Genomic DNA, 24,060 nt, shown 5'->3' with positions numbered 1-24,060 from the left:
CGGTTTACACTTTGGCGAAATAAGGATATCCTTTGTCCTTGATAGGAGCCAGCGAAGATCGGCCCCGTGGAATAAATTCATGATCTTGAAAAGCCAAGTCGAATGGGCGCTTCATTGCTGCGCCATTCTAGCCGGTCTGCCCGACGGTCGCTATCTTTCCACCAAAGCATTGGCCGAATTCCATGGACTTCCCAAGGAATATCTTTCCAAGGCTCTGCAAGGCCTGTCGCAGGCAGGGCTTGTCGATACGACCCTCGGCCCTTCGGGCGGCTACCGGCTGGCGAAACCACCGGCCGAGCTGACCTTTCTCGAGATCGTCGAGGCCGTCGAGGGCCGGCAGCGTACCTTTGTCTGCACCAATATCCGGGCCAACAACCCCTGCCGGCCAAAGGGCTATTGCGAAAGCAGCCCATGCGCGGTCGCGCGCATCATGTGGGAGGCTGACGAAGCCTGGCGGGAAAAATTGCGCGGGGTCAAACTGTCGGATCTCGTCGGCATCCTATCGCAGGAAGTTTCGCCGGAGCTTTGGAAGAGCTCTTTCGAATGGGTGCTAGAGCGTGCCGGATGAAAGCTGCCTGACAATCGCTGCAGCGGGCTCGGCACCATCGGCGGGCGGCAGCCAGAAAAAGCTTTGTTCCGGCATCGCCAATGAGAGACCGTTTGTCTTGCAGTGCCGATAGACGAGATCAATGACCTCGTTTTTAGCCGGCATTCGGCTCGCCGGGCTTGCCACGCAAAACTGCAGCTCGACCTCGATGGCCACTGCATCGATCGCCTTGAGCGCCACGGACGGCGGCGGAATTTTAACGATCCGCTCGCAGCTCCGCAGAACGCCGAGCATGAGGTCTTCAATGACGGACGGCGGCTGGGTGGCGGCAACATGCACGGCAAGTGCAATCCAGTGCGTTTCGTCGGGGCGGCTGAGATTGGTCATTCCCTGTTTTGCAAGGACGCTGTTGGGTAGGACGACGACATTGTGCCCGCCGGTCAGCAGGTTGGTCGAGCGCCAGTTGGTTTCGGCGACGCGCCCTTCCGTGCCATCGCCAAGCTGGATCCAGTCGCCGATGACGTAAGCACGACCGAGCGTGAGCGCGATCCCGGAAAAGACATCGGCCAGCGTGTTCTGCAGCGCCAGGCCTATGATGATGGCGACCACGCCGGAGGTGGCAACCAGAGGGCCGATCGGCGCTCCGAAGACGAAGCCGATGACCGCCAGAGCCACGCCGAGATAGACGACACCGACGATCAGATCCTGCAGCAGGTGGGCTTCCCGCGGCTTGTGGTTGAGCGTGATATAGATCTGCACGAAGCCGATCATCGTCCAGGCGAGATGGAGCCACCAGAGAACCCTTGCGGATTTGGCGAGCAGCATGCCCGCCTCCTGAAGCTCGGCATCGTCGAGGCGATAGGGCGAAATACCGGCCAGCCAGAGCACGAGGCTCATGCCGGTGAAGAACAGGATTTGCACGATCAGGCGCCCGGTCGGACGGCTGCGTCCCTGAATATGCCAAATGACGATGCCGGCCAGCCCAAGCAGATTGATCAGGACGAGCGGAAGGGAATGATGTTCGCCAAACATGACGGGCTCACCGACGATGATTTCCTACGGGTGGAGGGGCAGGTGGAGTTGGGGCGAATGCGATCGGCATCCGCCTCAACTCTGCGATTTCCTGGCAGTTATTTCTTGATCGGGAAGGTCAGTTCCTTCTGGCTGCTGTCGACGACGAAGACAGCCAGGAGCTTGGCCCGCTTGGTCTTGCTGGCATTCTCGCTGACGCCGTGGCGGTCGCCCGGCATCTCGGAGAAGTTCTCGCCAGCCTTGTAGACCTTGACAGGACCGTCATTGACCTGGCTACGGATGGCCCCTTCCAGGACGGTCGCATAGATGAAAGCCGAGTTCGGATGGGTGTGACCCGAGGAGAAGCCTCCAGGGCCGTATTCCACGAGGACGCCCTTGATGCTCTTGCCAGGAACGTTCGGCAGTTCATGCTCGTAGACGAGCGTGACCTTGGCATCCTTCTCGCCTGCAGCGTGTGCAACGGCGGTGGTGGACAGCAGAGCGGCCAGGGCGAGGCCGAGAATTGACTTGATCATCTCGAATTCCTTTCTTGAGATCTTGAGAGCTGAAGGTGCGGCACCCGCGGCGCTGCACCTTGTTCATTCATTTCCGTGCAGAGGTCGCGAACCACTGTTCGAAGGCGATATGGCCGAGGCGGGGATTGTTGTCGGAGACAAGCGAACCGTCCTCCAGCTTGGTGCCGAAATAGCGCGCATCGGGATCCCCTTCGACATTGCGCGCATCACCCATGGCCTTCAGATAGCGGGCGACCAGCTCGTTCATCCGGACGCGTTCCGGGCCTGAGATTTCGATCACGCCATTCATGGGCGCCGCCGTCGCGACGGCGGCCATGGCGTCGGCGACGTCGTCCGAAGCGATCGGCTGCACGTAGGCCGTCGGCAGCCGCACAACGTTCCCGATGGTGGCGGATTGGGCGATACCGCCTAAGAATTCCATGAACTGCGTCGAGTGGACGATCGTATAGGGGATGCCGGATTCCCTGATGACCTTTTCCTGCGCGACCTTGGCACGCATGTAACCGCTGCCAGGCAGTCGATCAACGCCAATGATGGAAAGGGCGATGTGGTGCTTTATGCCGGCCGCCTTCTCCGCCGCCATCAGGTTACGGCCCGAGGTCTCGAAGAATTCGAGCACGGCCTTGTCCTCGAAGGAGGGCGAGTTTGCAAGGTCGATGACGACGGAGGCGCCGGCAAGTGCCTCGGCCAATCCCTCGCCGGTGATCGTATTGACGCCCGTATTGGGGGAGGCGGCGATAACCTCATGGTCTTGCTTGCGAAGGCGGTCGGCTGTCTTCGAACCGATCAGGCCGGTTCCGCCGATGATGACGATTTTCATGTGCTTCTCCATGTGCGGCCGCTTCGCGCACCGCATTGTTCATTCGCTTCTGAATGATTGGTCGAGGACCGGGCCGGCCTTGCCGGTTCCGCATATCCACTCGGCCGAGCCGGGGCGTGGCCTTAAGGGCCGTGCGCCGACTCAGCTCACCAGGCGGTTAGTAGTCCCAGAAGACCGGCACCCAACGGAAGTGATCGCCGTCGGCCGCCACATGGCCGACGGAGGGGAACGGCATGTGAGTGGCCACCAAAAACTCACCGGTCTCCACCAACTCGCGCAAAAGACGGAGGCGGACGCGGGCAGCTTCTTCCGGATCATGTTCGAAGCCGTTGAACCAGTCGGGGTGATCGAAGCCGACCGCGAACACCGCATCGCCGGCAAACATCAGCCGATCCTTGCCCGATGCCACGCGGACCACGCTATGGCCCGGCGTGTGCCCGCCGGTTCGGGAGACGACCACGCCCGGCGCCACCTCATACTCATCATTGAACAATCTGAGGTGACTGTCGTACTCTTTTCTGAATTGCTTGGCGGCCGCCCGAAGGGCGTCCGGGAAGCCGGGCGGCATGGACACATGCGAGAAGTCAGGCGCCTCCCAGAATTTGACCTCTGCCGTTGCCACGTGGATTCGCAGGTCCGGACGCAACCGCTCCTTCACTCCGTCGACGAGCAGCCCGCCAACGTGATCCATATGCATGTGGGTCAGTACGACATCGGTAACGGATTCCAAGTCGATGCCGGCGGCTTCCAGTCGCTTGATCAATTGCCCGGCCCGCGGCAGGTTCAATTCCGGGTCCAGCCCCAGGCCGGCATCGATGAGGATCGTCTGCTTGCCGCTGCGCACCACGACCACGTTCAGCGCCCAGTCGAAAGCGTCCGGCGGCAGGAACATGTCGTTCAGCCAGGCTGCGCGGTCGGCCGGATCGGCATTGTATCCCAGCATCTTGGTCGGCAGCGGCAACACGCCGTCGCTGATCACGAGCACCTCGATATCACCGATCTGCACCGCGTAGCGCGACGGGACCAGTTCGTCGCGCCCTGAATTAACGGGCTTTGCGGGGTTATTCATGTTCATGTCGGTCTCCTGTCAATTGTGATCGTCGCGCCGCCGATGCGGACGCGTATCGTTTGGTGGGCACTCAGGGAGAAAGGTTCAGTTGAGGCCGGCCCTGTCGAGGCCATAGAGCTTGTCAGCCGAGCCCGGCACGGCATTGAAAGCGATGCTCCCGCGGTTCCAGGCATTGATGACCATGATCGCGAAAGTCAGATCGGAAATCTCCCTCTCCGAAAGCTGGCCGCGCACACGCTCATAGAGCTCGTCGGGAATGCCGCCTTCCGGCAGCTTCGTCACCGCTTCGGTCCAGGCGAGGGCGGCGCGTTCCCGCGGCACGAAAAGATTGGATTCGCGCCATATGGCGATGTGATAAAGCCGGAGCTCGCTCTCGCCGTGGATCTTGGCTTCCTTCACATGCATGTCCAGGCAGAAGGCACAGCCGTTGATTTGCGAGGCGCGGATCTGCACGAGATCATGAATCTTCTGGTCGATGGCGCTGTCTTTCAGAGCCATGCTGAGATCCGACAATTTCTTGAAAAGTGCCGGCGATTGCTGGGCATAGTTCACACGTTGCGTCATAGGTCATCTCCGTTATTAAGGACATTTAATATCCTTATGGATAAAAAATATCCGTAATTGCTGGACAGTAAAGCCCTTCGCGATTAAGCTGGGTACATAAGGCTTATGCGCAAAAGTATGGGGGTGGGGATGGACATCGTAGGTGCGCTACAAACGTTCATGAGAGTGGTGGAAACCGGCTCCTTCTCGGCGGCCGCGGTTCACCTCAGCGTGACGCAGCCGGCGGTCTCCAGGCAGATTTCGGCGCTGGAGGCGCATCTCAAGACGCGTCTCCTGCACCGCACGACGAATGCATTGGCCCTGACGGCGGAGGGAGAGCAGATCATCCCGATGGCGCTCAAGGTCATCGAGGCGGTCGAAGCGCTCAGTGAAACGACCTGTCGTGGCGGTATGGCCGCGACGGGTAAAGTGCGGCTTGCCCTACCGACGCCGTTGGGGCTTTGCATCAGCGATCGCCTCGGGATGCTGTTTGAGCAGCATCAGGGACTCTCCGTCGAGTTGCTCTTTCGCGAGGAGCCATCCGACCTGGTAGAGGAGGGGATCGATCTCGAGGTGCGCCTTGGGGTGGTTGCGGACTGCAGCCTGATGTGCCGCCGGATCGGCTGGACGACGGCATTTCTCGTCGCTGCGCCTTCCTATCTGGAAGGGCGAAAAGCTCCGAAAACACTTAACGATATCGGCGCCCATGATTGCATCTGCTACAAGCGCGCCGGCGACGGCAGGTCATGGTCTTTTTCCAATGGTGCCGAGGACGTGGCCGTGCGCATCGCGCCGCGCCTGATCGCCAGCAATTCCATCGCTGCCCACCGCGCCGCACTCGCCGGCAACGGCCTTGCCGTGCTTTCCCATATATTGGCCGTGCCCGATATCGAGGCGGGTCGGCTGATAAGACTCATGCCGGATTTTCCGCCGAGCCGATTGCCGATCAATGTCGTTTACCCGTCCCGGCGAAACCTGCCGTTGCGCATCAGGGCCGTGCTCGACTTTCTAATCGAGGTCGTCAAGGAAGATCCTTTGATGGCGCCGTCGCTTTCCCATTGAAGCTTTGCCATCGGCATCCCACGATGTTGTGCAGAGGGCACCTCATGCCAGTTCTGCGGGATGATGGAAAAGCGCCGCTGAATTTCGCTCTCTTCTGGCGAGGGGGCAGGGATTACCTGTCGATGATCCGGCAACGCCTGAAGGGCCGGCTCATCGGGCATCATTCAACCTCCTGCCATGCGGAATAGCGTGGCGGGAGGTTAGCACGCGGGATGCCTTGCTCAGATCTTCGCAGCCTTGGCGAAGGTCGGGTCGAAGGTCTTTTCGAACGGCACGTCGGCATTGGCAAGTTCAGGATCGAGCGTCTTCAGGACGCCCATCATGGAATGATAGCCTTCCATCGTGACCATGCCGTCCGGGGAATACATTTCCTTGGAATTCTTGAACGCCTGCATATAGAGGTCGCGATTGCCGAGCAGAAATTCTTCTGGAACGACGCCCGCGACGTCCTCCGGGCTGGCGGTTGATATCCATTTCAATGCCTTCATGAAGGCATTGACCGTCCGCTGTGTCGTGATTGGGTTGGCTTCAGCAAATTCACGCTTGATATAGACGGTCGCGGCCGGGTTCGGACCACCGAAAAGCGCACGCGTACCGGCCTCGGTGCGTGTATCCAGAAGCACGGTGATGTCGCCGTCATATTGCAATTGTGCGATAACGGGGTCGAGATGGGAAAGGCCGTCAATCTGACCGCTCTTGACCGCGGCCACCGCGCCGGCCCCGCCGCCGACGCCGATCAGCGATGCATCGTCGGTCTTCAGCCCGTTCTTCAGCATGGCATATTGAAACATCAGCGCCGTCGAAGAACCCGGCGCTGTCACGCCGATCTTGCGGCCCTTCATATCGGCCATGGACTTGATCTCGCCGGCCAGATCCTTGCACACGGCGATGACGATCCCCGGGAAGCGGCCGAGATTGCAGATCGCGACAATGTCCTGCCCCTTGTTCTGCATGCGGATCGTATGCTCGTAAGCGCCGGCGACGACATCAAGGGAGCCGCCGATCAGACCCTCCAACGATTTCGAACCGCCGGCGAAATCATTGATGGTGACATTGAGACCCTCTTCCTTGAAGAAGCCTTTCCGCTCGGCGATCGTCAGCGGCAGATAATAGAGCAGGGGCTTGCCGCCCACGCCGATCAACAGGTCCGGCTTTTCCGGTTTCGCATCCTGTGCCGCGGCGGGCAGTATGCCTGTGAGCGATGCGCCGATGCCGAAGCTCGCCGTCCCGATCAGAAATGTCCTGCGCTCCATGCTTTTTCCTCCACTTCGCTATTTTCCTAGGCGCTACTGGCCGCGCCAGGCCAGAAGCCGCCGTTCGACCAGAGTCATCACCCAATCCACGATCAGGACGAAGGCCGTCAGCACGACCATGCCTGCAAAGACACCGGTGACGTCAAAAACACCCTCGGCCTGCTGGATGAGATAGCCGAGCCCGGCGGCAGAACCCAGATATTCGCCGACAACGGCGCCGACAACGGCAAAACCCACCGATGTATGCAGGCTGGAAAATACCCAGGAAAGCGCCGAGGGCAGGTAGACATGGCGCAGCAACTGCCGCTCTTTCATGCCAAGCATGCGGGCATTGGACAGGACCGGCTGGCTGACTTCCTTTACGCCCTGATAGACATTGAAGAAGACGATGAAGAAGACAAGCGTGATGCCGAGCGCGACCTTGGACCAGATGCCGAGGCCGAACCAGAGCGCGAAGATCGGGGCGAGCACGACGCGGGGCAGGGCATTCGCCGCCTTCACATAGGGGTCAAAAATGGCCGCGATCAAAGGTTTGCGGGCGAACCAAAAGCCGAAGACGACGCCGCCGAAAGCGCCGAGCAGAAAGGCCAGGATCGATTCCGATAGCGTGATCCAGAGATGATACCAGATCGATCCGCTGGCAAACCACTGAATGACGCGCTGCGCCACCTTGAGCGGATCGGCGAAGAAGAAAGATATGGTCTTCGGGTTGCCGAAAAGGCCGGTATTCGTCGCGAGATGCCAGATAGCCAGGATGGCCACGGCCACAAGGATCTGCAGCGAAAGAAGGAGAGTGCGGTTCATGCGATCTCTCCGCTGCTCTGGCGGTAGGCCGTCATCACCTCATCGCGCAATGCCCGCCATATATCGCGATGCAGCTGGATGAAGACAGGATCGTGCCTGATCTCGCCGATCTCGCGCGGCCGTTCCAGCGGCACCATGAAATCGCCGATGATGCGGGATTTCGGTCCGGCCGACATGATGATGACGCGGTCGGCAAGGGCAATCGCCTCATCGAGGTCGTGCGTGACGAACATGACGGCCTTGCGGTCTTCGGACCAGAGCTTCAGTAAGAGGTCGCCCATGATCAGACGGGTCTGCGCGTCGAGCGGGCCGAAAGGCTCGTCCATCAGGAGCAATTTCGGATTGCGGATCAGGACCTGCGCCAGCCCGACGCGCTTGCGTTGGCCGCCCGACAGCATACGCGGAAAGCGGTCCGCAAACCCAGCAAGCCCGACGCGCTCCAGCCATTCTCGCGCGCTCTTCCTTGCTTCCGCATGGCCGATACCGGTAATCTCAAGGCCGATCGCGACATTCTCCAGCACCGTCTTCCACGGCATCAGCGAATCCTGCTGGAAAAGATAGCCTGCCTGACGGTTGATCGATTTCAGCGGCTGGCCGAAGACTTCGACCGTTCCGGATACAGGCGCCAAAAGTCCTGCAGTCGCGTTGAGAAGCGTGGACTTTCCGCAGCCTGTCGGGCCGACGATTGCCACGAATTCATGCGCTTCCACATTGAGGTCAGTAGCCGCAACGGCATCGAACCGCGTCTTGTCGGCCATTTCAAACGAAATCGCCACCTGTTTCAGGCTGACCGCCCGCACAGCCGTCATCATCATGCCCTGCTTTTCCTCCCGGACATCCGCCAGCCTCCAAGGACCGGATGTCAGGCATTGCCATTTCGGCCAAAAGATCAAAGCAGGCCGCGTCAGTCAATATGCGAATGATGGCGAAACCGTTATGCCACAAGTCGTTCCGGCGCAGCGGAGGAGAGACCCAGCCGCGATTGCCACGTCTCGAAGGCTCTTGTTCTAGGCCACACGCCGCTCGTGGCGCCCCTCCTGCACCTCCTCGACGATTTTGTCGACGAAAGCGTCCAGATCCTCGGGCGATCGCGATGTGATGATGCCTTGATCGGTCACCACTTTTTCATCCTGCCAATCGGCTCCGGCATTTTTGACATCGGTCTTGATGGACCAGTAGGAGGTTGCCCGACGGCCGCGCAATGCATCGGCTTCGACCAGCAGCCAAGGCGCATGACAGATGGCGGCAACGACCTTGCCGGACCGTAGGAATTCACGGACGACACGCATGGCGTCATCATCGACGCGCAATTTATCGGGATTGATCTGGCCGCCTGGCAGCACCAGCGCATCGAACTGGTTCACGTCGACATCTCTTGCCAGCAGATCGACGTCGACGCTGTCGCCCCAATCGGTCTTGTCCCAGCTCTTTATGCTGCTCTCCTTGATGGAGGCGACTTTCACATTAGCGCCGCGCTTCTGAAGTTCGTCCAAGGGGACGCGAAGCTCCGACCGCTCATAGCCATCGGTGGCAAGGATGAGAATATGTGCGGAGTTGATGGAAGGCATGATTTATCCTTTCGAAATTCATCGGATACCCTGTCCGAACCGGAGCGGCGGACGATCGTTCCCAATTTTCTCGTGGAACCGGAATTGTCCTGTGCGGTTATGAAGCGGCTGAGAGGAGAAAGACATGGAGCAGGCAATCAGGCTCGAGCCAAGGGAATGGCTGCCGAACAACCAGCGCTTTCCGGTCATCGTTTACCGCGGGGCGCTTGCTGGTCGGAACCGGGCGGAAGGATTCGAGCAGCTGTTCCGGGCGAACGGATGGGGTGGACTATGGCGAAATGGCGTTTACGACTTTCATCACTATCACTCCACCGCCCACGAAATACTGGGTATCGCCGAAGGACAGGCTCGACTGATGATTGGCGGGCCGGGCGGCAAGGATATCGAGGTCAAGGCCGGCGATGCGCTGTTATTGCCAGCGGGAACAGGACATTGCCGCCTTGAGGCCAGCGGCGATTTCCTCGTGATCGGCGGGTATCCGCCGGATCAGGAGGCTGACCTGTGTCGCGAAATGCCGTCGGCGGAGCAGAAGGCCCGGATCGAAAAGCTTGGGGTACCCGCGACCGACCCCTTGAAGGGAAAGGCCGGTGGGCTTCGGTCCTTATGGTCTGACAGTACCGATGTTCGCTGAAAATGAACCTCACCAAAGACCGGGCGCGAGCCGAAACCGGACGTGTCGGGCATAGTCGGCATAGCCTTCGAGTTCGGCATGCAGCAGGGCATCTTCCCAGCTCGTGCGCAGGATCAGTAGGGCGGTTGCCCAGGCGGCCGGGATCAAGGCCCACCACGAGGCGAGCGCCAATGCCAGACCGGCGAACACCATGATCGCGCTGACATAACCCGGATGGCGCACAAACGCATAGGGACCGGTGCTGATGACGTGCTGGCCGCGCTCGCGTTGCAGACGGACGCCGGGCTCGAAGAAGCGATTGACCGCTTGCGCCCAGGTGCCAAGCGCGATGCCGGCGCCAAGGATATAGCCGAGGATCACGACGGAGATCGGCATCGCCGACCATGACATCCTGCCGGAATCCAAGGTCGCTACCGGAATTTCGGCGACCAAGCCGAGGCAGATGAGCGAGACGAGATTCACATCCCAGCGTTTGGTGCCGGCCTGAAAGCGATTGCGAGCCCGGAAGATTGCCGGGTTTACCCGTTTCAGAACCAGGACCGCTACACCGTAGACCGTGAAGAGAAAGAGGATAAAGATCCATCCGGGCGTCCAGTCGAGGCGGCCGACCGGCAGAAAAATGAGCGCGAGCAAGGCGAGCGGCAGGCCGATCGCATAGGATATGGCCGCTGTTCGGGACATAGGCGGTGGTTCGGTGACCGTCATCCGTTACTCTCCGTACATGGCAAGCGTGGGCTTGCAATCGCTGTTCCTCTTGAGTCATGCGGCTGCATCGTCCGTCGTTGAAGATGTAGTTCTCCCTTTACGTGCGCCAAGAGCCATCGATGAACAAGGTTTCAATCAATCATCCGCAATCGCGCTCCGGAAAGCGGAGCAATCGGACGTATCCGATCACGCAATGAGAGCGGGCGTTAGGCAATGGCCATCTGCGCCTTCGGCGTCAAATCACGGGCAAGGGCGCAATAAATCGGCCGATCCGCAGGCCCGGCAAGTCGGATGACCGACACCGCAATCGGCGGCAGTCGCGATCCGGCTTCAAGGCGGACGCTTGCGCCGTCGATGCGAATGAGATCGAGATGCTTTGCCAGGTCCGGTTCGTCCAGCCCATCGAAAATGCCGCGGCCGCCGATCTTCAAGGCCGCCTCTTTGATCACCCAAAGGCGGTAGCAGATCTCGCGTGCCGTGCCGCTAGCGAGCCCGGCAATGGCGGCTGCCTCACCTTTGGAGAAATGGTCGGCGGCAAAGGCGATCGGGTCGAAACCATTGTTATCCTCGATCTCGATATCAGCGCCGACAGCGGCGTCGGGCGAGAAGCCTGCCAGCAGCAGGTCGGCCCGATGCGAAAGCGAAACGCCGAGTTCGTGAAGGGGAGGATTCAGCGCCGGGCGATTGCTCGGCCGCCGATAGATGACAAGATCGTCCCGTTGCGCTGCCCTTCTCAAAGCGGCTTGCGCCGCCCTGTCGCGCTCCATCCGCCCGTCTGGAGCCGGGCGGACAAGGACGGCGATCGCATCCGCAACTCGCAGGACGACCTCGAACCGAGGAGCCGTCATGGCGCCGCTCACGCGGCGGCGGAGGGCAGGATCTCTTTTTGAACCGCAGGCGCAGGCTCCTGCTCTGCTTGCACGGCCTGGGCGGGCGTGCCGACCCATGAAGTGCCTGCCGGGATGGCCTCGCCCTTCATGACGAGGGTCAACAGGCCGATCTCGGCGAAATCTCCGACATTGGCCTCGTAGAGGACCGTGCTGCCCGAGCCGACGGAGACGCCGTTGCCGATCGTGATGCGGCCGACTTTCATGATGCGGTCTTCATAAAGATGCGTCTGCGGGCAGGATCCCATGTTGAGCACGGCATGGTCACCGATATGAGTGCAATCGAATTCGCAAATGTCGGTGCTGTTGAGCCATGCGCCGCGGCCGATCTTCGCGCCGAAGGGGCGCAGCAGCCAGGGCAGGAAGGGCGTGCCGCGCAGGTAGTCGAGCAGCATCTTGCTGGCGAGCCCGCCGTAAAAGACCGCGACGGCCTCTGTGCGCATCGCCCACCAGGACCACATCGGCCGGTTCATGGGCTTGTAGGTGCCGATGAGCGTCCATTTGAAGGCGACCGCAACCAGATACAGGATACCCGAAGTTGCCAGGCCGGAAGCCATCAGCGTCCAGAACAGCCTGCCCCAGGCGCCATCGTCGATCGCGCTTGCCATCAGATCGGACATCGCAAGTGCCATGACGATCAGGATGGCGGTCGGCAGGGACGTGTGCATGGCCTCGAACGCGATGCGCACGAGCCGCATGCGCAAAGGCGGCGCATAGGTGCTCGTGGCGGCAGCCTGCAGCCGCTCGCGCGTCGGGAACTGGAAGGCGGGGCTGCCGCACCAGGTTTCACCCGTCTTGACATGCAGCGAGTCGGGCAGGCGAGTCTTGATACCGACGAGTGAATCGCTCTCGATCACGGCACCCTGCGAGATGACGGAGGAATTGCCGAAGAAGCAGCGGTCGCCGGTCTTCAGGCGCTTGAGCACCATCCAGCCGTTCTGGATTTCCTCGTCGCCGAAGATGGTTTCGTCGCCGATGAAGTTGTCGCGGCCCATTTCGATGAGGTCGTAGCGACCGGCGAAGTTGGCGGAGATCTCCGTGCCCTTGCCGATCTTGGCGCCCATCAGGCGGTACCAGTTGCGCATGAAGACCGTGGCATAGAGCGAATTCAAGGTTTCCAGCATGGCCTCGGTGGTCAAGCCGACGATCCATTTGCGGAAATAGAGGTTGCCGAAGATGGAGTAGCGGCCCGGCACGACGCGGGGCAGCAGCACCCATCGGAACGCGACGACGACAGCCATCGACACGATGATCAGCAGCAGGGCGGCCGGCCAGGAGAGCGCGGCGATCATTCCCCAGGACAGAGGCTCATCAGTGCCCGGAGAGAACATCTGCTGCACGGCGGAGAACAGATAGAAGGCCGGGAAGATCGGCAGGAGGCCGACGACGAGGCTGACATTATAGGCGACGAAGTAAGCGACGAACTGGAATACGCGCCCGACGATTCCCAACTCCGGATGCGCCGGCATCTCCTCATGTTCCGCATGACCGGTCTGGCGAGCAGGCGAACCGTCCCAGCGCGTATGGGCTTCGACATGCGTGCCCGCGGCAATCGCCGTCAGATCGCCGATGACGGCGCCATCGCCGATCTTGACATTGTGACCGATGACGCAGCCATTGCCGATCTGCACGCCTTCGCCGATATCGATCGTGCCGACATGGATTTCATTGCCGATGACTTCGACATTGGCGAGCTTGATCTTGACGCCGAGGCTGGACCTTGCGCCGACGCGCACGAGATCGATTGCGCCTTCTTCGAACTCATCGATCATCGCATCCTGGCCGACCTTGGCACCCAATGCCCGCATGTAGAGGCGGATGAGCGGCGAGCCCTTGAGGAATTTCGGAGCCGTGAGCTGAACGATGCGCTGCATCAGCCAGATGCGGAAATAATAGCTGCCCCACAGCGGATAGACGCCGGGGCGCGTGCGGCCGATGACGAGCCATTTAAGCGCAACCACGACAAGCTTTTCGCCGAGATTGAGGGCGAGGTAGACGCCGCCGAGGATGAGAATCTCATTCCAGAGGGACGCGCCGTCGTCGATCAGCAGGATCGAAGCGAGCAGCAGGCCGATCCATTGCAGCGTCGCGAGCGCGACGATGAAGGGCAGCACCGCGGCCTGCGCCAGGCCGCAGAAGAAGCGCCGACGCCAGGGAGCCGGCTCGAAATTCTTAGGTTCCTCCCCGGGGGCACGCTCGGTCCGTTGCTCGAGGATCGTCGCGATGCCCCGCAGGGAGCGGCCGGCGTAGACGTCGCGCAATGCGATCCCCGCCAGCAGCGGGATCTTGCGGACCTCGGACACGAAGCGGGCGGCCAGCATGGAATGGCCGCCGAGCTCGGTGAAGAAATCCGCCTCGAAATTAATGGAGCGCAGACGAAGCGCCTCGGTCGCCGCCTTCAGCAGCTGCGCCTCGGTCCATGTGCGTGGAGGCTCCTGCGCTTGTGTCGCCTGATCGCTCACCAGCGGGATAGCGGCAAGCGTCTTGCGGTCGATCTTGCCGGAGGGCAGCCGTGGCAGCGACACGTGGCTGTGCCAGGCAGCGGGCACCATGTAGGGCGGCAGCTTGGCCGCCAGTACGGCGCGCGCCTTCTCCCGATCGAAGCTGTTGCCAGCCGTTACGACATGGGCGACCAGCATTTCCTCGCCATCCGGCGGCCGGTGCACGACGACGGAGGCCGCCTTCACGTCCGGAAGCTCGCCGACGACGGTCTCGATCTCGCCGAGCTCGATACGATAACCGCGAATCTTGACCTGGTCGTCGATGCGTCCGAGGAAATGGAGCTGACCATCCTCATCCATCAAAACGGCGTCGCCGCTGCGGTAAAGCACCGGATCGTCGTGGGCCACGAAGGGATTGGCTATGAATTTGGCGGCGGTCAGCTGCGGCAGGTTTCTGTATCCGGCGGCGACACCCGGCCCGCCGATCAGCAGCTCGCCGGCATCGCCACGCGGAACAAGCTGCAGGTTTTCGTCGACGACATAGGCGGTCGTATTGGCGATCGGACAGCCGATCGTGATCGGCCACGACGGGTCGAGTTCGGCAAAGGTCGCCACGACGGTCGTCTCGGTGGGGCCGTAGGTGTTGATCAGGCGTCGGCCGGGTTTGGAGAATCGGCTCACGATCGCAGGCGGGCAGGCTTCGCCGCCGACGATGATGACGCGCAGGCTTTCGACGTCGCGCTCCAGCATGGTGAGCAGGGTCGGCACGGTGTCGATGACCGTGATCTTTTCCGCATCCAGGATGTCGGCCAGCCTGTCGAGCTCGGCCATGACTTCCGATGTCGCGACCTTCAGGGTCGCGCCGACCAGATAGGGGATGAATATTTCTTCCAGAGAAAGATCGAAGGCGACCGAAGCCTGCTGAAGGACGACATCCGATTCGACAAGCCCAAGCACATCGTTACCTGCCCGCAGATAATGGCAGATGTTCCGGTGCGTGATGACGATCCCTTTCGGCTTGCCGGTGGAGCCGGAGGTATAGATCGCATAGGCGGGATCGTCGTGAGTGGAAACGCGCGGAACGATGTCCGCATTGTCTTCGGAAAGCAGGCTCTTGAGGAGAAGCGTCTGGCCATCGAAGGAGGGCGCAAGCGCGGCCTTCTCTTCATGCGTCAGCAGCCATTTCGCGCCGCAGTCGGTAAGGCTGACAGCGAGACGATCCGCAGGGGCGGCGGCATCGAAGGGGATGTAGGCAGCACCCGCCTTGAGGATTGCCAGAAGCGCGACGTGGAGCTCGAGGGAGCGCTGGAACCACAGGCCGACAAAATCGCCGGGACCGATGCCGCGGCGGCTCAGCGCGCGCGCGGCTTCATCGGAGAGCCGGTCGAGTTCGGCATAGGTCATCGCCTCGTCGGTTTCAATGAGGGTCAGTGCCGTCTTGTCCGGGCTGGCCGCGACCGTTGCCTTGAAGATGTCTACGAGCGTCTCGTTGCGGACGAACTCGGGTCGGATGCCGCCTGAGGAAACCGAGAGGCTGGCATTTGAAGTAATCGACGAAATCTGGATAGTCATGGTAACTTCTGCGGAACGAAACTCAGCACGATCAGCGTGCCATTTGTCAACGCTTATACACCCTCCAATTTGCAGCTCTCTTACGGGGGTTGTCAGGGAACTGTAATGTTGAGAAAGTTATGGTTTACCGGTGCAGGATGCGACCTGCGAGCATGTGAAGAAGGATTGATTCGTTGCGCATATTCGAGCGAAGAGCCGGCAGGCCCCGCCGACTGTCCGTTCTCCTGGTGGCAGCTTCGTTGAGTTCCATAGGCATGGAGGCATCGGCCCGTCCGCATAGCAGCGTGCTGGTGGAGGATGCCGGTACGCTGCGGCCACTGCGCGACATCTATGCCGTCGTTGCACGCGAAATGCCGGGACGGGTGCTGCGAATCAAGCGGGTTCGCCGCGCCGGCCATCAGGCCTATGCCGTGCGCGTGCTGAAACCCGACGGCAAGCGCGGCGATATCGTGCTCGACGGTGCAACGCTCGCCGTGATCGAGAGACGCTGACGATGCGCATTCTCATAGCCGAGGACGAGCCCAGCATCGTGGCGGATATGCGCCGCTGCCTGGAAGACCAGCACTATGTCGTCTCGACCGTGAGCAACGGCGAAGAGGCATGGTATCGCGGTGATATCGAGCATTTCGATCTCGTTATCCTGGATCTTGGGCTGCCGAAGCTCGACGGCCTGACGGTATTGCGACGCTGGCGTGCCGAGCGCCGCGGCATGCCTGTCATCATATTGACGGCCCGTGACGGCTGGCGCGACAAGGTCGACGGCATGGATGCAGGTGCCGACGACTATTTGACCAAGCCCTTCCGAATGGAGGAGCTTCTCGCCCGCGTGCGCGCACTGATGCGCCGCGCCGCCGGACAATCCTCTCCCATACTTTCCAATGGCGTGCTGGAACTCGACACGCGCCAGCGCACGGTTTCGTTTCGCGGGCAGCCGGTGCAGGTCACGGCCCTTGAATATCGGCTTCTGGCCTATTTGATGCACAATGCCGGTACCGTCCTGTCGCGGTCGCAGATCGCCGACAGTATCTATGACGAGGAAACGGAACTGCTGTCGAACGCGCTCGAAGTCGTCGTCGCGCGCCTGCGGCGCAAATTCGATGGGACGGTCATCGAGACTCGTCGGGGCCAGGGTTATATCATCCCGCGCGAGGCGCCGCCGTCATGACACCGTTCTCGCTGCGGGGGCGGTTGCTGCTGGGTTCCGTGGTGGCGATCATCGTTGCAACCTTTCTGGCCGGGGTCGGCATCAACGCCATTTCCGGACTGGCGGTGAGGGCGCTTGCACTTTCCGAGATAGACGAGGAACTGCGCGTTCTGCTGGCGGCGGTCGATATCAATGCCTCCAATCAGCTCTTCCTCGACGATACGCCGACGGATCCCCGTTTCGGCATTCCGAATGGCGGTTTTTACTGGCAGGTCGGGCGCAACGGCACCGTCGAACTACGCTCGCAATCGCTCTGGGAGCAGAACCTGCCCTGGCTGCGTGCCCGTCCCCGCGATGCCGGCCGGGCAACGGATATGAAAGGGCCGAACGGCAGCCATCTTCTCGCCGTCGAACGATCCATCTCGATCCCCTCGGCCACCGGTGACCAGATCGTCGACATCGTCATGGCGCTCGACAACAGTGAGCTTGCGCCGGCGCGCTGGCGCTTCTTCTATGCCATGGCACCCTCCCTTGGCGTGCTATCGGTCGCCCTGATCGGGGCGGTCGTGGTATTTCTGCGCTATGGATTGCGGCCGCTGAACGATCTCCGCACGGCGTTGATGGCGGTCCAGGAGCGATCCGCACGAAAGATCACGGGCCAGTTTCCGCGCGAGGTCCAGCCCCTGGTGGACGATCTCAACGGTCTGCTGGCGTCCCGCGAGACGCAGCTGACCCAGGCGCGCGCTCGCGCCGGCGATCTCGCGCATGGCCTCAAGACTCCGCTGGCGGCTCTCGAGGCTACGGCGCGGATGCTTTCGGAGGAGGGCATGTCGGAGCGTGCCGCGGCAATCCAGGCGGAGGTCAGCCGTATGGAAGCGCAGATCAAGCGGACGCTGGCGCAGACCCGCGCGAGCCTGGCAGCCGCCCATACGGTCGGCGTCATGGATGCCAGCGCAGACCTGCAGAAGATCATCTCCGTCATGCGGCGCCTGTCGGCGGATCGGGAGATCGAGTTCGAGCTCACGGCACCCGCCGAGATGTGGCTGGCGGTGGACGAAGCGGATTTCGCCGATATTACCGGCAACCTGATCGACAATGCCAGGAAGTGGGCAGCGGGAAGGGTCGAGGTTCGTCTGTCGCTGCAGCCCGAACTCGAAGGCGTGAGGTTGCTCATCGAGGATGACGGTCCCGGCCTGCCCGAGGATGCGGAGATCGCCTTCATCCGCCGTGGCCGGCGACTGGACGAAAGCATCGCCGGAACCGGCTTCGGTCTTGCGATCGCCAAGGATCTGGCCGAGGCCTATGACGGCAAGCTGACGCTCGCCCGCTCCGATCTCGGTGGATTGTCTGTGACCGTCACTTTGCCGGCGCGACTGGTCAAGGACAAGCAAATGGCACCGGAAGTCTGAAGTCGTTCGAGGAACGCTTTTGCTGCCCGATATCATCAGGCGGACAATAACAGCTTTGCGCTCTCCTCGTCCGTGACAAGCGACGTCGCCAGTCCGGCCCGGATCGCCGCGCGCAGGATCGCCTGCTTGTGCAGGCCGCCGGAAGCGATGATGCGACAGGGTATGCCGCGATAATCGGCGAGAGGAGGGGCGATCACCTTTCCGTTCAGCGGATGGTCGACAGGAGCGCCGTCCGCGTCGAGATAATGGCCGAGCAGATCTCCGACTGCGCCGGCCATGGCAAGGGTTTCGACATCCGTGCCGGCCGGCAGCCCATAGCGCACCTGGAGCGATTGCCGGGTCATGTCGCCGACACTCAGGAAGGAAATATCCACTTCGCAGGTCTTGCGGAAAATTCCTTCGAAGACAGATTGGGAGATGATCGCTTCTCGCGATTGCGGACTTTCCGCGTAGATCGGAGCGAGAAAATAGTGGCATTCCGCCTTCAGCACCTGGGCGAAGCCTCGGACGATTTCAAACGTGTTGATTTCAGAGCCGCGCGCCAGCCCGCCCATCATCGAGCGCACCTCGATCTGCGTTTCGCTCGCGGGTGTCATATGGCTCACCGTTTCGCGCAGCGTCGCGCCCCAGCCAACGCCGATCGAGCGCGGCCGGCGTGCCTGGATCAGCCGACCCAGATAGGCCGCGGCACCGCGGCCGATTGCCTGATGGAGCAGGCGCGAATCGGCCGGCGTCGGAACCACGACAGCGCCTTCGAGGCCGAAGCGCTCGCATAAGCGCGATTCGAGCTCGATGCTGGCGGTGAGCGGGGAGGCGAAGCTCACCCTGACGATCCCTTCCTCCACGGCGGCTGCGAGCAACTCGTTCACCCGCCGGCGGGTAAGGGTCATCCGCTCCGCGATCTGTGCCTGGGTCAGGCCTTCCACGTGGTAGAGCCATGCCGCCCGGATCTTCATCTCGTGCACTTCCATATTTCGCCTGCCCACATGCCCAAAAGTTACAAACATCACATAGGTGTAACATATGTAACGTAATGCCATCGGCATGACGATAGAGTTTCTGATTTCCGATTGCGACACGGCATCAATCGACAGCGGGCCAATATCCGGCGGCACGCTCGCTCGGGCGCTTCAAGAGGCCGGCGTCTCCATGAGCGAAGAGGTCCACCGTCGCTTCCTGCACGTTTTCAGCGGAGCGCCCGGCGCCTTTGCATCCAGGAATGCGGCCGCCAGATGATCTCGGCGCGCGGATATTTCGCGCGACGAAACCGCTCCTCGCCGCATCTGCGGTGGGCGCGTTAACCGAAACTTCATGAAGCCGTCAACCTGGCGACATGCAAGCGATCTTAATAGGCAAGGCCGCGCGGCTCCGGGGGGCTCGTGGGTCATCACAAGAGGAGTTTCCGATGCTTTCGATCAATCGACGCGGCGCGCTCGGCCTGCTCGGCGCAACCGCCGGCACGCTCATGCTGCCGCGCTTCGCTTTCAGCCAGGCCAAGCGTCCGTCCATCACCATCGCGGTCCAGAAGATCACCAATAACAACACGCTCGACATATGGAACGAGCAGTCCAACGTCGGCGAGCGCGTCTTCTTCCCGAACCTTTGGGAAGGCCTGATCCTGCGCGACTGGATGGGCAACCAGGGGCCGGTTCCGGGCCTTGCCACCGAGTGGAAGCGCCTCGACGACAGGACGCTCGAACTCAAGCTGCGCCAGGGCGTGAAGTTCCACAATGGGGATGAACTCACCGCCGAAGACGTCGCCTTCTCCTTCTCGCGCGAGCGCTTGTTCGGCAATACCGAGCCCGCAGGCGGCAAAACGATCTTCGAAGACGATCACAAGCCCGCAACCGTCAAGGAATTGCCGGCCACCATTCCCGGCATCGGCCGCCGTCTGTGGCCGGCGCTCGCCGGGGTCGAGATCGTCGATAAATATACGGTTCGTTTCCACAACGCGACGCCCGACGTGACGATGGAAGGCCGTCTGTATTCCTTCGGCAGTCAGATTGCCAACCGCCGCAGCTGGGATGAGGCCGCCGCCTATGCCGATTGGGCTCGCAAGCCCATTACCACCGGTCCCTACATGGTCGGCGAATTCAAGCCCGACGTTTCGCTGACGCTGATCGCCTTCGACCAATACTGGGGCGGCCGCCCGCCGCTCGAGCAGATCCGTTTCGTCGAGGTTCCGGAAGTCGCCTCGCGCGTCAATGGCCTGCTTTCGGGCGAATACGACTTCGCCTGCGACTTGCCGCCGGACCAGATTGCCACGGTCCAGGCTGCTCCGGGCTATGAAGTTCAAAACTCGATGATCTGGAACCATCGCATTTCGGTCTTCAACGTGCAGAATCCCGTCCTTGCCAACCCGCTGGTGCGTCGCGCCATGACGCATGCCATCGATCGTCAGGCGATCGTCGACGCGCTTTGGGGCGGAAAGACCGTCGTCCCGGCCGGCCTGCAGTTCGATTCTTTCCGTTCCAGCGACATGTTCATCGAAGGCTGGAAGGTTCCGGAATATGATCCGAAGCTTGCCCAGGATCTTCTGAAGCAGGCGAACTACAAAGGCGATGCGATACCGTTCCGCCTGCTGAACAATTACTACACCAACCAGACGGCCAACGGCCAGATCATGGTGGAGATGTGGAAGCAGGTCGGCATCAACGTCGAGATCCAAATGAAGGAAAACTGGGCCCAGATCCACGATCCGGCCGGCGTCAAGGGCGTTCGCGACTGGTCGGCCGGCAACAGCATCAACGACCCGATCACGCCCCTGGTCGTGCAGTTCGGCCCGAACGGCGAAGTCCAGCAGAAGAAGGATTGGAGCAACGAGGAGATGAACAAGCTCTCCGTCGTCATGGAAACCTCGACCGACCGTGCGCTGCGCAAGAAGGCCGTCGCCCGCATGCTCGAGATCTGCGAACGCGAAGACCCGGCCTACCAGGTCCTGCATCAGAATGCCGTCTTCACCGGCATGAAGTCATCGCTGAAGTGGAAGGCGGCTCCGGCTTTCGCCATGGACTTCCGCTCCACCAACTGGTTGATCTGACCAGCTCATCGCTTCGGCCCGCGGCGGTGGCAAGCCCGCCGCGGGCCGTCTTTTGCTTCGAACGAAATGCGGGGATGAAACATGGGCACGACCGGCTCCAGCCTTGTGGAACTGCGCGATCTGACGGTCGCCTTCGACGGGGTGCAGGTTCTCCACGGCATCGATCTCGATGTCGGCAGGGGTGAGGCGCTCGGCCTTGTCGGCGAATCCGGCTGCGGCAAGTCGGTGACCTGGCTGGCGGCACTTGGCCTGTTGCCCGCCAAGGCGGGTGTTGCCGGCTCCGTCAAGCTCGAAGGCCGCGAGCTGATCGGCGGGCAGCGTGCCGTGCTCGAAAGCGTGCGTGGCAAGCGCATTGCCATGATCTTCCAGGATCCGTCGAGTTCCCTCAATCCGGTGCTGCGCATCGGCCGGCAGATTGCCGAGGCGCTCGCTGCCCACCGCGGCCTGCGCGGCGAGGCCGCAAGAGCGGAGGCGATACGGCTGATGGATATGGTCGGCATTCCCGACGCGCGTCGCCGCTTCGATTCCTATCCGCATGAATTTTCCGGCGGCCAGTGCCAGCGCCTGATGATCGCCATGGCACTTGCCGGCCAACCCGATCTTCTGATTGCCGACGAGCCGACGACGGCGCTCGACGCTACAATCCAGGCGCAGATCCTCGATCTGCTGATCGAGCTTCGCGCCGAGACCGGCATGGCGACCGTCTTCATCAGCCATGATCTGGGTGCCGTCAGCCAGGTGTGCGAGCGCATCTGCGTCATGTATGCGGGGCGCATTGTAGAGGAGGGCAGTGTCGAGCAGCTTTTCTCCGAACCGCGGCATCCCTATACGCGTGGCCTGTTCGACGCCATTCCCCGCATCGATGGTGGCCGCGAACGGCTGATCCCCATTCGCGGCACCGTGCCGAATCCGAAACATCTGCCGAAGGGCTGTTCCTTCTCGCCGCGCTGTATGCGTGCCGTCGAGGACTGCCGCAACGAGCGGCCGCAGCTTGTTACGCTCGAAGACGGACGCAAGCTTGCCTGTCTGCGGCCCGTGCCAGCAGCAGGGGCTTCCGAGATCCGGTCCGATATTCCGGAGGGCCTGTTGCAATGACCCCGCTCATCGAAGCTCGCAACCTTGTGCGCATCTATGGCATGCGCAGCGGCCTCTTCGGCCGTCCAAGCTCGGTGCGCGCCGTCGATGGCGTGTCGCTGGCGGTCGCGCCCGGCGAGACGCTCGGCATCGTCGGCGAATCCGGTTCCGGCAAGTCGACGCTCGGGCGCATGCTCCTTGGGATCGATGACGCTCAGGAAGGCGCAATTCATTTCGAAGGTCGGCCGATGCCCGAACGCGGCAGCGCGGAGTGGCGCAGACTGCGGGCGAAAATGCAGCTCGTCTTCCAGGATCCGCTTGCAGCCCTCGACCGCCGCCTGACGATCGCCGCCCAGATCGCTGAACCGCTCGAGATCCATAAGCTCATTCCGAAGGAACATCATGCCATGCGCGTGGCGGAGCTCATGGCCGCCGTGGGGCTGCGTGGCGACCAGGCGGAGCGCTATCCCCATGAGCTTTCCGGCGGTCAGCGGCAGCGCGCGGTGATTGCCCGGGCGCTCGCCTCGCGACCGAGGCTTCTGGTGTGCGACGAACCCGTTTCGGCCCTCGACGTGTCGATCCAGGCACAGGTCATCAACATGATGCGGGACCTGCAGGAGCAGAACGGCATCGCCATGGTCTTCATCAGTCACGATCTGAAGGTGGTGCGCAACGTCGCAGACCGCGTCGCCGTGATGTATCTCGGCCGCATCATGGAGGAGGCCTCTTCCGACGTCATCTTCCATTCGCCGCAGCACCCTTACACCAGGGCGCTGGTTTCGAGCATTCCCGTGCCCGGCAAGCCGCTACGCGATCGCGTCATCCTGCAAGGCGAGCCGCCAAACCCCGCAAGCCGCCCATCCGGCTGCGCCTTCCATCCCCGCTGCCCGTTGGCGCGCGACATATGCCGCTCCACCGCACCGGAACTGCGCGAGATTGGCGATGGACGCACTGCCGCCTGTCACGTCGTGACGGGTGAAACCACGCCGGTCGCGGCATAGGGGCCATCATGATTCGCTTTGTTCTCGTCCGCCTCTTCCGTGCCGCACTGACGATCCTGGCCGTCATCACCTTCGCTTTCGTCGTGCTGCGCATGTCGGGCGATCCGGCCCTGGTGATGCTCGGGCCTGATGTGCCGCAGGAAGCGGTCGATGCCTTCCGCAAGTCCTGGGGTCTCGACCAGCCACTATGGGTTCAATATATCGCCTATATCAAATCGATCTTCACCGGCGATTTCGGCGTCTCGATGCGCGACAAGGCTTCGGCGCTGCATCTGGTGCTGGAACGCGTGCCCGCAACCCTGCAGCTGACGATCCCAGCCCTCGTTCTCAAGCTCGTCCTCGGCATCCCGGCGGGTGTCTATGCCGCCTTGCATCGCCAGAGCTTTACGGACCGCGGCGTCATCCTTGCCGCCGTGCTCGGCTTTACCATTCCCTCTTTCGTCATGGGGCTGGTGCTCGTGCTGATCTTCTCCGTCATTCTCGGCTGGCTGCCCTCAGGCGGACAGGACACCTGGATGCACGGTATCCTGCCGACGCTGACCATGAGCATCGGCGGGATCGGCATCCTCGCGCGTTTCTCGCGCAGCGCCATGATCGAGGTCATGGGGCAGCCCTATATCCGCACGGCTTCCGCCAAGGGGCTGACATGGCGCGATGTGGTCTGGAAGCATGCCCTGCCGAATGCGGCGGTGCCGATCGTCACCATCGTCGGCTTCATGGTCGGCTCGCTGCTTGCCGGCGCGGTCGTGGTGGAATCGATCTTTTCCTGGCCGGGCATCGGACGCCTGCTGGTGGTTTCGGTCAGCAACCGCGACCTTGCCGTCGTTCAATGCATCCTGCTCATCATCGCCGCCGCCATGGTCGTGTCGAATCTCGTCGTCGACCTGCTCTATGGCTGGCTCGACCCGCGCCTTCGCTCGCATGCGGCGCGACACTGAGGAGA

At 61.8% G+C, this 24,060-nt stretch carries 23 protein-coding genes; 10 read left to right on the top strand and 13 right to left on the bottom strand.

Annotated elements, in window-relative coordinates; translation table 11 throughout:
- Positions 1-79: 79 nt before the first annotated feature.
- On the top strand, positions 80-568 hold the full coding sequence (locus FHT84_RS09370; protein ID WP_113248865.1) for an Rrf2 family transcriptional regulator: 489 nt from the start codon (positions 80-82) through the stop codon (positions 566-568).
- On the opposite strand, the gene FHT84_RS09365 is transcribed toward FHT84_RS09370, so the two are convergent.
- From FHT84_RS09365 to FHT84_RS09345, 5 genes are all read right to left on the bottom strand, one after another.
- Positions 551-1,579 carry a mechanosensitive ion channel family protein gene (locus FHT84_RS09365; RefSeq protein WP_113248864.1) on the bottom strand — a complete coding sequence of 343 codons (1,029 nt, stop codon included), beginning with the start codon at positions 1,577-1,579 and terminating at the stop codon, positions 551-553. The genes FHT84_RS09370 and FHT84_RS09365 overlap by 18 nt on opposite strands.
- A 98-nt stretch (positions 1,580-1,677) precedes the next feature.
- Positions 1,678-2,094, bottom strand: coding sequence for a cupin domain-containing protein (locus tag FHT84_RS09360; RefSeq protein ID WP_113248863.1), 417 nt, complete (start codon positions 2,092-2,094; stop codon positions 1,678-1,680).
- Positions 2,095-2,161: 67 nt separating this feature from the next.
- Positions 2,162-2,914 carry an SDR family oxidoreductase gene (locus FHT84_RS09355; protein ID WP_113248862.1) on the bottom strand — a complete coding sequence of 251 codons (753 nt, stop codon included), beginning with the start codon at positions 2,912-2,914 and terminating at the stop codon, positions 2,162-2,164.
- 157 nt (positions 2,915-3,071) lie between these two features.
- A complete protein-coding gene (locus FHT84_RS09350) occupies positions 3,072-3,989 on the bottom strand; it encodes an MBL fold metallo-hydrolase (protein ID WP_183761911.1) in 918 nt (305 codons plus the stop codon).
- Between the two features lie 78 nt (positions 3,990-4,067).
- Positions 4,068-4,547 carry a carboxymuconolactone decarboxylase family protein gene (locus FHT84_RS09345; protein WP_183761907.1) on the bottom strand — a complete coding sequence of 160 codons (480 nt, stop codon included), beginning with the start codon at positions 4,545-4,547 and terminating at the stop codon, positions 4,068-4,070.
- Positions 4,548-4,676: 129 nt separating this feature from the next.
- Between FHT84_RS09345 and FHT84_RS09340 the strand changes: the two genes are divergently transcribed.
- Positions 4,677-5,588 (top strand): LysR family transcriptional regulator, encoded by a 912-nt coding sequence (locus FHT84_RS09340; RefSeq protein WP_183761904.1) that lies wholly within the window; start codon positions 4,677-4,679, stop codon positions 5,586-5,588.
- A 221-nt stretch (positions 5,589-5,809) separates the two neighbouring features.
- Here the strand turns inward: FHT84_RS09340 and FHT84_RS09335 are convergent, their stop codons facing one another.
- From FHT84_RS09335 to FHT84_RS09320, 4 genes are all read right to left on the bottom strand, one after another.
- The gene (locus FHT84_RS09335; RefSeq protein ID WP_183761900.1) at positions 5,810-6,841 is read right to left on the bottom strand and encodes an ABC transporter substrate-binding protein; all 1,032 of its coding nucleotides are present in this window, start codon (positions 6,839-6,841) and stop codon (positions 5,810-5,812) included.
- Between the two features lie 33 nt (positions 6,842-6,874).
- Positions 6,875-7,645 carry an ABC transporter permease gene (locus FHT84_RS09330; protein WP_183761897.1) on the bottom strand — a complete coding sequence of 257 codons (771 nt, stop codon included), beginning with the start codon at positions 7,643-7,645 and terminating at the stop codon, positions 6,875-6,877.
- Positions 7,642-8,460 carry an ABC transporter ATP-binding protein gene (locus FHT84_RS09325; protein ID WP_183761894.1) on the bottom strand — a complete coding sequence of 273 codons (819 nt, stop codon included), beginning with the start codon at positions 8,458-8,460 and terminating at the stop codon, positions 7,642-7,644. Before FHT84_RS09325 ends, FHT84_RS09330 begins: the two co-directional genes overlap by 4 nt.
- A 192-nt stretch (positions 8,461-8,652) precedes the next feature.
- Positions 8,653-9,213, bottom strand: a complete 561-nt coding sequence (locus tag FHT84_RS09320) for a type 1 glutamine amidotransferase domain-containing protein (RefSeq protein ID WP_183761892.1) — start codon at positions 9,211-9,213, stop codon at positions 8,653-8,655.
- Between the two features lie 124 nt (positions 9,214-9,337).
- Between FHT84_RS09320 and FHT84_RS09315 the strand changes: the two genes are divergently transcribed.
- Positions 9,338-9,844, top strand: coding sequence for a cupin domain-containing protein (locus tag FHT84_RS09315; protein WP_183761889.1), 507 nt, complete (start codon positions 9,338-9,340; stop codon positions 9,842-9,844).
- Positions 9,845-9,853: 9 nt separating this feature from the next.
- On the opposite strand, the gene FHT84_RS09310 is transcribed toward FHT84_RS09315, so the two are convergent.
- From FHT84_RS09310 to FHT84_RS09300, 3 genes are all read right to left on the bottom strand, one after another.
- A complete protein-coding gene (locus tag FHT84_RS09310; protein ID WP_183761886.1) occupies positions 9,854-10,549 on the bottom strand; it encodes an isoprenylcysteine carboxylmethyltransferase family protein in 696 nt (231 codons plus the stop codon).
- A 206-nt stretch (positions 10,550-10,755) separates the two neighbouring features.
- Positions 10,756-11,397 carry a 4'-phosphopantetheinyl transferase superfamily protein gene (locus tag FHT84_RS09305; protein ID WP_183761883.1) on the bottom strand — a complete coding sequence of 214 codons (642 nt, stop codon included), beginning with the start codon at positions 11,395-11,397 and terminating at the stop codon, positions 10,756-10,758.
- 8 nt (positions 11,398-11,405) lie between these two features.
- Positions 11,406-15,449: a Pls/PosA family non-ribosomal peptide synthetase gene (locus FHT84_RS09300; RefSeq protein ID WP_183761879.1), complete on the bottom strand. Its 4,044-nt coding sequence runs from the start codon at positions 15,447-15,449 to the stop codon at positions 11,406-11,408.
- Positions 15,450-15,688: 239 nt separating this feature from the next.
- On the opposite strand from FHT84_RS09300, the gene FHT84_RS09295 reads away from it, so the two are divergent.
- The 3 genes from FHT84_RS09295 to FHT84_RS09285 are packed head-to-tail and all read left to right on the top strand — an operon-like array spanning position 15,689 to position 18,002.
- Entirely contained in the window at positions 15,689-15,940 is a 252-nt protein-coding gene (locus FHT84_RS09295; protein ID WP_245430540.1) for a hypothetical protein, read from the top strand.
- 2 nt (positions 15,941-15,942) lie between these two features.
- Positions 15,943-16,614: a response regulator transcription factor gene (locus tag FHT84_RS09290; RefSeq protein ID WP_112345773.1), complete on the top strand. Its 672-nt coding sequence runs from the start codon at positions 15,943-15,945 to the stop codon at positions 16,612-16,614.
- Positions 16,611-18,002: a HAMP domain-containing sensor histidine kinase gene (locus tag FHT84_RS09285; protein ID WP_183761876.1), complete on the top strand. Its 1,392-nt coding sequence runs from the start codon at positions 16,611-16,613 to the stop codon at positions 18,000-18,002. Before FHT84_RS09290 ends, FHT84_RS09285 begins: the two co-directional genes overlap by 4 nt.
- Before the next feature lie 35 nt (positions 18,003-18,037).
- Here FHT84_RS09285 and FHT84_RS09280 read toward each other — a convergent pair whose 3' ends face one another.
- Positions 18,038-18,973, bottom strand: a complete 936-nt coding sequence (locus tag FHT84_RS09280; protein ID WP_113248851.1) for a sugar-binding transcriptional regulator — start codon at positions 18,971-18,973, stop codon at positions 18,038-18,040.
- Between the two features lie 434 nt (positions 18,974-19,407).
- On the opposite strand from FHT84_RS09280, the gene FHT84_RS09275 reads away from it, so the two are divergent.
- The 4 genes from FHT84_RS09275 (at position 19,408) to FHT84_RS09260 (ending at position 24,055) form a co-directional block, all read left to right on the top strand.
- Positions 19,408-21,042: an ABC transporter substrate-binding protein gene (locus FHT84_RS09275; RefSeq protein ID WP_113248850.1), complete on the top strand. Its 1,635-nt coding sequence runs from the start codon at positions 19,408-19,410 to the stop codon at positions 21,040-21,042.
- Between the two features lie 81 nt (positions 21,043-21,123).
- Positions 21,124-22,137, top strand: a complete 1,014-nt coding sequence (locus FHT84_RS09270) for an ABC transporter ATP-binding protein (protein WP_113248849.1) — start codon at positions 21,124-21,126, stop codon at positions 22,135-22,137.
- Complete coding sequence (locus FHT84_RS09265; protein ID WP_113248848.1) at positions 22,134-23,117, top strand: ABC transporter ATP-binding protein; 984 nt, start codon at positions 22,134-22,136, stop codon at positions 23,115-23,117. The genes FHT84_RS09270 and FHT84_RS09265 overlap by 4 nt, the downstream gene beginning before the upstream one ends.
- Before the next feature lie 8 nt (positions 23,118-23,125).
- Positions 23,126-24,055: an ABC transporter permease gene (locus FHT84_RS09260; RefSeq protein ID WP_113248847.1), complete on the top strand. Its 930-nt coding sequence runs from the start codon at positions 23,126-23,128 to the stop codon at positions 24,053-24,055.
- The last annotated feature ends 5 nt before the right edge of the window (positions 24,056-24,060 follow it).

The sequence above is a fragment of the Rhizobium sp. BK289 genome (assembly GCF_014193575.1).
GTDB classification, from domain to species: Bacteria; Pseudomonadota; Alphaproteobacteria; order Rhizobiales; family Rhizobiaceae; genus Rhizobium; species Rhizobium tropici_C.
This window is presented reverse-complemented; position numbering and strand designations above follow the sequence as displayed.

Excerpts from the sequence above, each read along its gene's own strand:
- FHT84_RS09370 (WP_113248865.1), top strand. The coding sequence starts at position 80 with ATGATCTTGAAAAGCCAAGTCGAATGGGCGCTTCATTGCTGCGCCATT.
- FHT84_RS09365 (WP_113248864.1), bottom strand. The coding sequence starts at position 1,579 with ATGTTTGGCGAACATCATTCCCTTCCGCTCGTCCTGATCAATCTGCTT.
- FHT84_RS09360 (WP_113248863.1), bottom strand. The coding sequence starts at position 2,094 with ATGATCAAGTCAATTCTCGGCCTCGCCCTGGCCGCTCTGCTGTCCACC.
- FHT84_RS09355 (WP_113248862.1), bottom strand. The coding sequence starts at position 2,914 with ATGAAAATCGTCATCATCGGCGGAACCGGCCTGATCGGTTCGAAGACA.
- FHT84_RS09350 (WP_183761911.1), bottom strand. The coding sequence starts at position 3,989 with ATGAACATGAATAACCCCGCAAAGCCCGTTAATTCAGGGCGCGACGAA.
- FHT84_RS09345 (WP_183761907.1), bottom strand. The coding sequence starts at position 4,547 with ATGACGCAACGTGTGAACTATGCCCAGCAATCGCCGGCACTTTTCAAG.
- FHT84_RS09340 (WP_183761904.1), top strand. The coding sequence starts at position 4,677 with ATGGACATCGTAGGTGCGCTACAAACGTTCATGAGAGTGGTGGAAACC.
- FHT84_RS09335 (WP_183761900.1), bottom strand. The coding sequence starts at position 6,841 with ATGGAGCGCAGGACATTTCTGATCGGGACGGCGAGCTTCGGCATCGGC.
- FHT84_RS09330 (WP_183761897.1), bottom strand. The coding sequence starts at position 7,645 with ATGAACCGCACTCTCCTTCTTTCGCTGCAGATCCTTGTGGCCGTGGCC.
- FHT84_RS09325 (WP_183761894.1), bottom strand. The coding sequence starts at position 8,460 with ATGATGATGACGGCTGTGCGGGCGGTCAGCCTGAAACAGGTGGCGATT.
- FHT84_RS09320 (WP_183761892.1), bottom strand. The coding sequence starts at position 9,213 with ATGCCTTCCATCAACTCCGCACATATTCTCATCCTTGCCACCGATGGC.
- FHT84_RS09315 (WP_183761889.1), top strand. The coding sequence starts at position 9,338 with ATGGAGCAGGCAATCAGGCTCGAGCCAAGGGAATGGCTGCCGAACAAC.
- FHT84_RS09310 (WP_183761886.1), bottom strand. The coding sequence starts at position 10,549 with ATGACGGTCACCGAACCACCGCCTATGTCCCGAACAGCGGCCATATCC.
- FHT84_RS09305 (WP_183761883.1), bottom strand. The coding sequence starts at position 11,397 with ATGACGGCTCCTCGGTTCGAGGTCGTCCTGCGAGTTGCGGATGCGATC.
- FHT84_RS09300 (WP_183761879.1), bottom strand. The coding sequence starts at position 15,449 with ATGACTATCCAGATTTCGTCGATTACTTCAAATGCCAGCCTCTCGGTT.
- FHT84_RS09290 (WP_112345773.1), top strand. The coding sequence starts at position 15,943 with ATGCGCATTCTCATAGCCGAGGACGAGCCCAGCATCGTGGCGGATATG.
- FHT84_RS09285 (WP_183761876.1), top strand. The coding sequence starts at position 16,611 with ATGACACCGTTCTCGCTGCGGGGGCGGTTGCTGCTGGGTTCCGTGGTG.
- FHT84_RS09280 (WP_113248851.1), bottom strand. The coding sequence starts at position 18,973 with ATGGAAGTGCACGAGATGAAGATCCGGGCGGCATGGCTCTACCACGTG.
- FHT84_RS09275 (WP_113248850.1), top strand. The coding sequence starts at position 19,408 with ATGCTTTCGATCAATCGACGCGGCGCGCTCGGCCTGCTCGGCGCAACC.
- FHT84_RS09270 (WP_113248849.1), top strand. The coding sequence starts at position 21,124 with ATGGGCACGACCGGCTCCAGCCTTGTGGAACTGCGCGATCTGACGGTC.
- FHT84_RS09265 (WP_113248848.1), top strand. The coding sequence starts at position 22,134 with ATGACCCCGCTCATCGAAGCTCGCAACCTTGTGCGCATCTATGGCATG.
- FHT84_RS09260 (WP_113248847.1), top strand. The coding sequence starts at position 23,126 with ATGATTCGCTTTGTTCTCGTCCGCCTCTTCCGTGCCGCACTGACGATC.